Source organism: Caulobacter sp. P1_B12_2 (assembly GCF_056406675.1).
In genome coordinates, this window is record NZ_JBFTZS010000168.1 from 1 (window position 1) to 9,077 (window position 9,077).

At 67.8% G+C, this 9,077-nt stretch carries 7 protein-coding genes and 1 pseudogene; 5 read left to right on the plus strand and 3 right to left on the minus strand.

Annotated elements, in window-relative coordinates:
- Positions 1-126: 126 nt before the first annotated feature.
- Positions 127-2,946 carry a TonB-dependent receptor gene (locus AC1DZ6_RS12270; protein ID WP_477097454.1) on the minus strand — a complete coding sequence of 940 codons (2,820 nt, stop codon included), beginning with the start codon at positions 2,944-2,946 and terminating at the stop codon, positions 127-129.
- 514 nt (positions 2,947-3,460) lie between these two features.
- Between AC1DZ6_RS12270 and AC1DZ6_RS12275 the strand changes: the two genes are divergently transcribed.
- From AC1DZ6_RS12275 to AC1DZ6_RS12285, 3 genes and pseudogenes are all read left to right on the plus strand, one after another.
- Positions 3,461-4,276, plus strand: coding sequence for a TIGR02587 family membrane protein (locus tag AC1DZ6_RS12275; RefSeq protein WP_477097455.1), 816 nt, complete (start codon positions 3,461-3,463; stop codon positions 4,274-4,276).
- Complete coding sequence (locus AC1DZ6_RS12280) at positions 4,276-4,707, plus strand: hypothetical protein (protein WP_477097456.1); 432 nt, start codon at positions 4,276-4,278, stop codon at positions 4,705-4,707. The genes AC1DZ6_RS12275 and AC1DZ6_RS12280 overlap by 1 nt, the downstream gene beginning before the upstream one ends.
- A gap of 111 nt (positions 4,708-4,818) precedes the next feature.
- A pseudogene (locus tag AC1DZ6_RS12285) lies at positions 4,819-4,905 on the plus strand (hypothetical protein); the annotation flags it as partial.
- 27 nt (positions 4,906-4,932) lie between these two features.
- Here the strand turns inward: AC1DZ6_RS12285 and pbpC are convergent.
- The gene (gene pbpC, locus AC1DZ6_RS12290) at positions 4,933-7,077 is read right to left on the minus strand and encodes a multimodular transpeptidase-transglycosylase PbpC (protein WP_477097457.1); all 2,145 of its coding nucleotides are present in this window, start codon (positions 7,075-7,077) and stop codon (positions 4,933-4,935) included.
- A 54-nt stretch (positions 7,078-7,131) separates the two neighbouring features.
- Between pbpC and AC1DZ6_RS12295 the strand changes: the two genes are divergently transcribed.
- Positions 7,132-7,617, plus strand: coding sequence for a YcgN family cysteine cluster protein (locus AC1DZ6_RS12295; RefSeq protein ID WP_477097458.1), 486 nt, complete (start codon positions 7,132-7,134; stop codon positions 7,615-7,617).
- A gap of 265 nt (positions 7,618-7,882) precedes the next feature.
- Complete coding sequence (locus AC1DZ6_RS12300) at positions 7,883-8,566, plus strand: DUF3313 family protein (protein WP_477097459.1); 684 nt, start codon at positions 7,883-7,885, stop codon at positions 8,564-8,566.
- A 114-nt stretch (positions 8,567-8,680) separates the two neighbouring features.
- On the opposite strand, the gene AC1DZ6_RS12305 is transcribed toward AC1DZ6_RS12300, so the two are convergent.
- Positions 8,681-8,908, minus strand: a complete 228-nt coding sequence (locus tag AC1DZ6_RS12305) for a DUF4287 domain-containing protein (RefSeq protein WP_477097460.1) — start codon at positions 8,906-8,908, stop codon at positions 8,681-8,683.
- Between the last annotated feature and the right edge of the window lie 169 nt (positions 8,909-9,077).

Here is a 9,077-nt window from a genome sequence, read left to right on the forward strand (position 1 = left end):
CGAGTTTGGGGACACGCCGCAAGGGCGTGTCCCCAGGCGAAAGAAAAAGGGGCCGTCCTTTCGGACGACCCCTTTCCACCTCATCGGGGGCGAACTGATGCCCCCGTACGCGAGATCTCTTGGACGCTAGTACTTCAGGCGGACGCCCACCCGGAAGTAGCGGCCCACGATGCCCGACTGCGAGTAGGTCGGGTTCCAGTTCACCGCGGCGTAGTTGGCCGGGTTGAACATCGGGCCGGCGTCGAACAGGTTCATGACGTCGGCGTAGACGCTGGCCTTTTCGGTCACGTCGTAGGCGCCGGTCAGGTCCACCGTCGTGAACGACTTCACGCGGCAGTAGAAGTCGTCGTCGCCGTACAGGCAGCCGTTGGCGGCGCTGTCGTCGACTTCGCGCATGCCGCTGACATAGTTCATCGTGCCGGTCACGTGGATGGGACCGTGCTCGACGGTGTTGGACCACGACAGGCGGTTCTTCGGGGTGCCGGCGCCCGACGACAGGGCGTACGGCGCTTCCTTGCCGACGTAGTTGTAGGTCGTGCCGTCCTGCGTGTACTTGAAGTCGAACAGGGTGGTGGCGTCGAGGTTGGTCGTCCACTTCACGTCGTACGGCAGGTAGAAGCTGGCCTGGACGTTGAGGTCCAGACCGCTGGTGACCRGCGAGTCGGCGTTGATGTAGGGCGAGGCGATCGACAGCACGCGGCGCTGGGCGGTCGGGTGATCCGGGTCCACCGCGTCGGCGACGACGGTGTAGCCGGCCGGGATGGGCTGGCCCGTATAGTAGGCGTCCAGCGCCACGCCCGGAGCGGCCTGGGCGATCACGTCGGTCTTCTTGATGTGGTAGTAGTCCAGCGAAACGCTGAAGTTACGCGTGGGAGCCCACACCGCGCCGAACGTGTAGCTGGTCGACTTTTCCGGCTTCAGGTCCGGGTTGGCCGTGGTGATCTGCGAGAGCGAGTAGTCCTTGGTGTACTCGTTGTCGCCGTGGGCGGCGCGGAAGGCGTCGAACGAGGCGTCGTCGAACGAGAACGTCGTGAAGCCCTGGGCGGCGGAGTCGCCCGATTCCGAGAAGCTGGGCGCCCGGAAGCCCTTCGACACCGTACCGCGGATGGCGATTTCCTTGGTGGGGCTGAACTTCACGCCCAGCTTCGGCGAGAAGTTGTCACCGAAGTCGGAATAGTGGTCGTAGCGACCCGAGACGTTGACTTCCAGTTGGTCGACGATCGGCATGCCCAGCTCGGCGAAGGCCGAGGCGACGGTGCGGTTGCCGATGGTCTTGGCGTTGCCCAGGCCCTGGGCGTCGTTGGTCGGGTTCAGGGCCGGATCGTTGGTGGCTTCGTAGCGGAACTCGCCGCCCAGACCCAGCTGAGCGTCGCCGCCCGGCAGGGTGAACACGCTGCGCGACGCCTGGAAGCTGACCGAGTCCAGGTCCGAGGTCGAGGTCTTGGCCAGGGTCGGCGACAGGGCCTTGCGGACCGCGGCGCTGTTCTTGGACGGGTCGATGAAGTTGTACGAACCGTCGGCGATCACCTTGATCAGGTTGTCGTAGCTGACGAAGCCGTTCTGGGCGCTTTCCAGCCAGCCGTGAGCGAGCACCAGGTTGGCCTGGTAGTCCCAGTCATGGGTGTTGCCCTTCACGCCGGCGACCATGCGGGCCATGCGGTTGGTGAACTCGGCGTCGGCCGGCAGGTCGCTGAAGCGGTACTTGATCAGGGCGTACTGACCGGCCGCCGCGAACGGGTTGTTCGGGTTCAGGGAGCCGTCGGTCAGGGTGATCGGCAGGACGATGTTGCTCAGGTTATGCGGCGTGCTGGACGAGATGTTGACCGGGGTGCCGGTCACCGAGGTCTTGCTCTGCACGAAGCTGCCCGACAGGTAGGCCTCGATGTTGTCGTTCGGCTTGATCGTGAAGCGACCGTAGGTGGCGATGCGCTCCTGCTTGGGCTGAATGTCGCCGAAGGTGGCGATGTTCTGGGCGCAGTAGCTGCCGATCGACTGGCCGGTGTCGTCGTCCAGGCGCGGGTCCTGGGTCAGCGGGGCGTCGGGGGCGCAGCTGCGCAGCGGACGCCACTCGTTGCCCACGCCGCCGATGGCCTGGCCGCTGGCCAGGTTGCCGGCTTCGGTCAGGATGGCCGGCTTGACGTTGCCGTAGAAGGTGCTGCCGCCGGCCTGCGGGTTGTTGTTCTGGCCGCCGGGGATCGAGGTCAGGTCGTTGGTGTTGAACGGGAAGCCGCGCTGGTCGATGCGGATGCGCTTGTCCAGCTGGTACTCGAAGTCGCCGTACAGGTTGTACTTGTCGGTATCCAGGTCGCCGTAGCCGAAGTCGGCGTTGAAGCGGTACTGGTCGCCGCCGCCGTGCTGGCTGGCGCCGATCGAGGCGTCGGCGCTCATGCCCTGGTAGTTGGTCTTCATGATGATGTTGACCACGCCGCCGATGGCGTCGGCGCCGTACAGCGACGAGGCGCCGTCCTTCAGGGTCTCGATGCGCTCGACCGCGTTGAACGGGATCGAGTTGAGGTCGACGAACGCCTTCTGGCCGTCGTCGGCCAGCGGGTAGTTGGCGTTGCGCAGGCCGTCGATCATGACCAGGGTCGAGTTGACCGACAGGCCGCGCAGCGACACGCCGGTCGAGCCGGCGGCGAAGCCGTTGCCGAAGGCGGCGGGGATCGAACCGGAGTTGTCGGCCGACAGGCTGCGGATGGCGTCGGCGATCGTCGTGATGCCCTGGGCCTTCAGCGCTTCGGTCGTCTGGACGGTGACCGGCGACGGGGTCGCGGTGTCGGTGCGGCGCAGCAGCGAACCGGTGACGACGACGGCTTCGACTTCATTGTCGGCCGGGGCGGTCGCCTGGGCGGCGTCTTGAGCTTGAGCGGCGAAGGCGGCGAAGGTCGCGGCGCCCGCGATCATCGTCGTCGCGAGCAGACGCCCGCGGGTGATGTGCAATTTCATGTCGGTCCCTCCGGGCGCTCCGAGTCCGGTCTCGTCGACCCGCCCGTCCCATCGCCCTGTCAGCTTCAGGTTTCCCGGAAGACCTCCGTCCCCGGTTGCCGTTGGGATAGGAGCCGCCAAAGACGCCCGTCAATCGCGGACGCCGTTATGTAATCAATATGTCGGAGACCTGTCACATCCAAGCAACGGCTGATGCTGGAATGAGGCGAGAATAGGTCTTTTAGGTGTCAGCATGGCAATGAGGTGTAGAAAAAACGCCGATATGTAAGCTTGACTATAGTATCGGGGTTCAAAGAACTTGGTGATCTGAGTCGGAATCCTTGCGGGCCTGTAAGTATTATAACGTTGCTCATCGAAAGTCGATATTCCTAGATCGATTATCGATATGTGTAAGCGCACATTGGGCCGGTTTTCAGGGTTTTTCGGGGCGTCGAGAAAGCGTGCGGACCCGTAACCCAGGAACCCGCCGCAAGCCGGGCCGTTGGCTGGAGGTCATTGCTCGGGAGGCTTCGCCGTGAACTCGAACGCCACCTACGGCCGGGCGTTGGCCCGAGCCTTCGGCGGCGCGCTGCTCTTCGCGTTTCCGCTGCTGATGACCATGGAGATGTGGTCGCTGGGCGTGACCATCGAGCGCGTCAAGCTGCTGGTCTTCTTGCTGACGACCCTGCCGATGCTGCTGGGCCTGTCGTACTACGCGGGCTTCGAGCCGACCTTTCAGCTCAAGGATGAACTGCTGGACGCCCTGGCCGCCTTCGCGGTCGGCTTCCTGCTGTCGGCGGGGCTATTGGCCCTGTTCGGCGTGCTGCGGTTCGACGACCTGCTGTCGCAGGACGCCCTCGGCAAGATCGCCCTCTGCGCCGCGCCCGCGGCCATCGGGGCCCTGCTGGCCGGCAAGCAGTTCGGCGAGCGCGCTCTGGGTCAACAGGAGAAGGCCGCCGCGGGGCCGCTGGGCGAACTGTTCCTGATGGCGGTGGGCGCGATGTTCCTGGCGTTCAACGTCGCGCCCACCGAGGAGATGATCCTGATCGCCTACCAGATCGGTCCGGTGCGGGCCCTGCTGCTGGCGGTGCTGTCCATCAGCCTGCTGCACCTGTTCGTCTACGGCCTGGGCTTCGCGGGCGAGACCCGGCGGCGCGAGGCCGGCAGCCTGTTGCGCACCTTCGTTTCCTTCACCGCCCCCGGCTACGGCGTGGCGCTGCTGATCAGCCTGTACCTGCTGTGGGTGTTCGGCCGCACCGACGGCGTCGCGCCGCACGAGATCGCCACCATGACCATCGTCCTCGGTTTCCCCGCCGCCCTGGGCGCCGCCACCGCCAGGCTCGTCGTCTGATGGCCCSGGCGCGCAAGACCCCGACCCGATCCACGGCCGCCAAGGCGCCGCCGGCCGGCCACATTCCGCCGCTGGAATGGGCGTCCGCCGCCGTGGGCCTGGTGCTGGCCGTCTCGGTGGTGGGGCTGACCGCCTGGGACGTGGTGTTCGGCGTGGCCTCGCCGCCGTCCATCGAGGTGCGGCTGGTCGCGGTCCACCCCTCGCCCTACGGCTTCCTGGCCCAGGTGGAAGCCATCAACCACGGCGGCCAGCCCGTCGCCCAGGTGGTGATCGAGGGGGTGTTGGGCGAGGACCCAGAGGCCGAAACAGCCACCGCCACCTTCGACTACATCCCGGAGCAATCGTCGGCCAAGGGCGGTCTGATCTTCGAGGACGACCCGCGCGCCGGCCCCCTGAAGTTGCGGGCCAAGGGCTTCATCGACGCCTCGTGAGGGGCTGAAGTTCGGCTCTCGTCGGACGTCTGAGGATGCGCGCTTCTCCTCACCCGTGAAACGGGGGAGGTGGCTCGGCGCGCAGCGGCGAGACGGAGGGGGCGTCGTGCGGTGGGCGGACGCCCCCTCCGTCACGATGCGTATCCGCATCGCGCCACCTCCCCCGCTGCGCGGGTGAGGAGAGGCTGGCGCACTCCGCTCGCTTCTGGGTCGATGCGTCGATCCCTAATACGGCAACTGCTCCGGCGCCGGGGCCGGCGCGGCGACCGGGGCCTCCGGAGCGACGACGACCGGCTCCAGTTCCGAGGCCGTGCGGGCGAACTCGGCGCCGAGGGTCTCGTAGAAGCCGTTGCGGGGATCGGGCGTGGACAGCGGCTCCGGGTCGGGCAGCAGCCAGGGAAAGTCGCGCACCGCCAGCCCCTCGTGGGCGGCCAGCATGTAGCGCCGCCAGATGCTGGCCGGAATGTCGCCGCCGACCACCTTGTTCATCGGCTTGTCGTCGTCGTTGCCCACCCAGACGCCGGTGACGTAGTCGGGGGTGAAGCCCACGAACCAGGCGTCGCGCCAGTTCTGGCTGGTGCCGGTCTTGCCCGCCGCCGGCCAGCCGAACGCCGCCCGCTTGGCGGTGCCGACCTCGACGACCTTCTTCATCATCTTGACCATCATGCTGGCCTTGCTGATGTCGTAGACGCTGGGCGCCGTGGCGGGGACGGTGTGGGTGAAGATCGGCTGGCCGCCCTGGGTGGCGATGCTCTCGATCACATAGGGCTCGATCCGCACGCCGCCCTGCTGGAACACCTGGAAGCCCGAGGTCATCTGCAGCAGGTTCACCTCATAGGCCCCCAGCGCCACCGACAGGTCGGGGTTGGAGGGCAGGCTGGTGATTCCGAACCGCCGGGCCAGGTCGCCGATCGCCGGACCGCCGGCCTCCTGGGCCAGCTTGACGGCGATGGTGTTGATCGAATTGACCAGGGCGTCCTGCACGGTCATCGGGCCGCGATAGCCGCCGGCGTAGTTCTCGGGCTTCCAGTCGCCGAACCGCACGGGGCCGTCCACGCGGATGTCGGTGGGCAGTACGCCCTTCTCCAGGGCGGCGGCGTAGACGAACGGCTTGAAGGTGGAGCCCGGCTGGCGGCGGGCCTGGACGGCGCGGTTGAACGGGCTTTCGATGTAGTCGGTGCCGCCCACCATGGCCCGCACGGCCCCGTCGGCCGACAGCGACAGCAGGGCCGCCTGGCGGGCCCCGGCGTTCTCGCCGCCGATGGCGATGGCCTGGCGGACGGTCTCGACGCCCACGTGCTGCAGGCGCGGGTCGATGGTCAGCCGCACCACCAGGTCGGGAGCGTTCTGGCCGGCGATGCGCACGGCCTCGTTGGTGGCGTAGTCCAGCACCCAGCCGTAGTCGCCCTCGTCCTGGATGGCCAAGGGCGACAGCCTTGGGGTGTCGTCCAGGGCCCGGCTCTCCTGCTCGGCGGTGATCCAGCCCTCCTTGCGCATATTGGCCAGGACCAGGCGCGAGCGGGCCAGGGCGCCGGACATGTCGCGGGTCAGGGCCAGGCGCGAGGGGGCCTTGGGCAGGCTGGCCAGCAGGGCGGCCTCCGACAAGGTCAGCTGGCTGGCCGGCTTGCCGAAATAGGTGCGGCTGGCGCCGTCGACGCCGAAGGTGTTGGCCCCGAAGAACACCCGGTTCAGATACAGCTCCAGCACCTCGTCCTTGGTCAGGATCCGCTCCAGCCGGTGGGCCATCAGCATTTCCTGCAGCTTGCGCCGGACCGTGCGGTCGGGCGTCAGGAACAGGCCTTTGGCCAGTTGCTGGCTCAGGGTCGAGGCGCCCTGCACGGTGCGGCCGGCCCGATGGTTGACGTAAGCCGCGCGGGCGATGCCATAGGGGTCGATGGCCCCGTGCTTGTAGAAGCGCTTGTCCTCGGCCGCCAGGAAGGCCAGCGGCAGGTAGTTTGGCACGCCGGCCAGGGTGATCCGCTGGCCGTAGCGCGGACCGCGGGTGGCGATCACCTGGCCGTTGCGGTCCTCGAACCGGATGCCCGGCGCGCGGTTCACGGCGAACAGCGACTCGCGCGTGGGCAGGGCGGGGGTGTCGCGCAGGTACTTCCACCAGACATAACCGGCGCCCGAGGCGGCGGTGACCAGGCCCAGCAGCACGACCACGGCCAGGGTCCACCAGATCCAGCGGCCGCGCCTGGCCTTGGCGTGCTTCAAATCCGCGCGGAAGGGCTCTTCCGGTTCGGGCCCGCGGGGCGGCTGCGGCGGGGGCGGCGAGGGCGGAACGGAGCCGAATTCCGGCGGCCGCGCGGGCTCCTGGCCCGCCGACTTGTCCTCGAAGCGGTAGGGCGGCAGCGTCCAGTCGTTCAAGTCGGCCCCACGGTGACGTTTGGTCTCAGCGTAAATTGGGTTTAGGACGCCGCGATGATGGCGCGCAAACCTTTCTGGGAGACGAAGTCCCTAAACCAGATGACCGTCCCCGAGTGGGAGAGTCTATGCGACGGCTGCGGCCTTTGCTGCCTGGTTCGCTTCGAAGACGAAGACACCGGCGAGATCATCCCCACCCGGGTGCATTGCCAGCTGTTCGACGAGCACCGCTGCACCTGCAAGGACTATCCCAACCGCCGCAAGACCGTGCCCGACTGCATCAAGCTGACGCCGCACAATATCGAGACCCTGGAGTGGATGCCGCCGTCCTGCGCCTATCGCCGGCTGCACGAGGGCAAGACCCTGCCCGACTGGCATCCGCTGATCACCGGCGACCCGGAAAGCGTGCACAAGGCCGGCATCTCGGTGCGCGACCAGACCGTGTCGGAGCTGTCGTTCACCGACCCCGAGGACGCCCTCGACTTCGTGGCCACCGACCTGATGTACGACAAGGGCGACGAGGTCTACGACCCCGAGGACTGAAGGCCTGACGCCCCCTCCGTCACGAGGCTGCGCCTCGCGCCACCTCCCCCGCTTCGCGGGTGAGGAGAAGCCGGCCTCTCCATCTCCTCACCCGTGAAACGGGGGAGGTGGCATGGCGCGGATACGCGACATGACGGAGGGGGCGTCCGGCCGTCCCTCCATCGCCCGCCTGAGTAGCTTCCCCTCCAAACCCAGGGTTTGCGCCGATAGACACCTCAGGGCCTTCGCCGGATCGTCGCGACGGATCAGGATCCGGAGCCCAACAATGGACAGACGTCATTTCGCCGCCCTGGCGCTCACCAGCTTCGCGATGGCGGCCGCCGCCGAACCCGCGCTGGCGGCCAAGCCGCCGGCCGAGTGGGACGGGCTGGTCAAGGTCAAGGCCAAGAAGTTCGAGCTGGTCTATCTGCGGCCCGGCGCCGACTTCCGCGGCTACACCAAGGTGATCCTCGACCCGACCGATATCGCCTTCGAGAAGAACTGGCAGCGCGACTACAACAATTCCTCGGCGAGCTCGTCGCTGCGGGTGTCCGACAGGGACGTCGCCCGCATGGCCGACGAGGGCCGCAAGGGCGCCGGCGAAATCCTGCAGAAGGCCTACACGGCCGGCGGGTATCCCGTGGTCACCGACCCGGCGGCCGACGTCCTGCGGGTGCGCACGGCCCTGATCGACATCACCGTCACCTCGCCCGACACCGACAGCCCCGGGATCGTGCGCAGCTACAGCCGCGACGCCGGCGGCGCCACCCTGGTGGTCGAGGCGCGGGACTCGCTGACCGGCTCCCTGCTGGGGCGGGCGGTCGACAGCCGCACGATCGACGACTTCACCATGGAGTGGCGCAACCGGGTCACCAACCGCCAGGACTTYAGCCGCCAGATCGAGACCTGGGCCAAGAACAGCGTCAAGGGCCTGGACGAGCTGAAGGCCCTGTCGCCGATCGCGGGCTAGGGTTATCGGGGTCGGCGCCTTTGGGACGGCTCGTCCACTCTCAGAACCATCCCTTCAACCGTCATTCCCGCCCTTGTGAAAGAGATCACGCCCGAGCGCCCATGGCGGCGGCCCTCAGTCGCCCGGACCGCGCTTGCCCGACAGCAGGGCGTAGATCGCCATGGCGTGCCCATGGCCCAGCCCCAGCTGGCCCTTGCCCCAGTCCACGACCTGGCCGGCCTTCACGCCGGGCTTCAGCACCCCGCCGTCCGACAGTCCGACCGCGTCGGCCGCGGCCTTCAGGCCCTGGGCGTCGAGGCCGGTCTTGGCCTGGATGGWGTCGAGATAGGCTTGGAAGGACATGGGGAGCTCCGTCGGGGGTGTGTTGGGCCTAGGACGGTTCGGGATCGTGAGAACCGACAGGCGAGGATGTTTCCCGCCTTGCGCCCTCCGCGCCTGTCCGCCTCAGCGGACAGGCCGCGCCTTAAGACCTTGGCGGATCGGAGCTCTGGCGTCTGACCGAGTCAAGGAC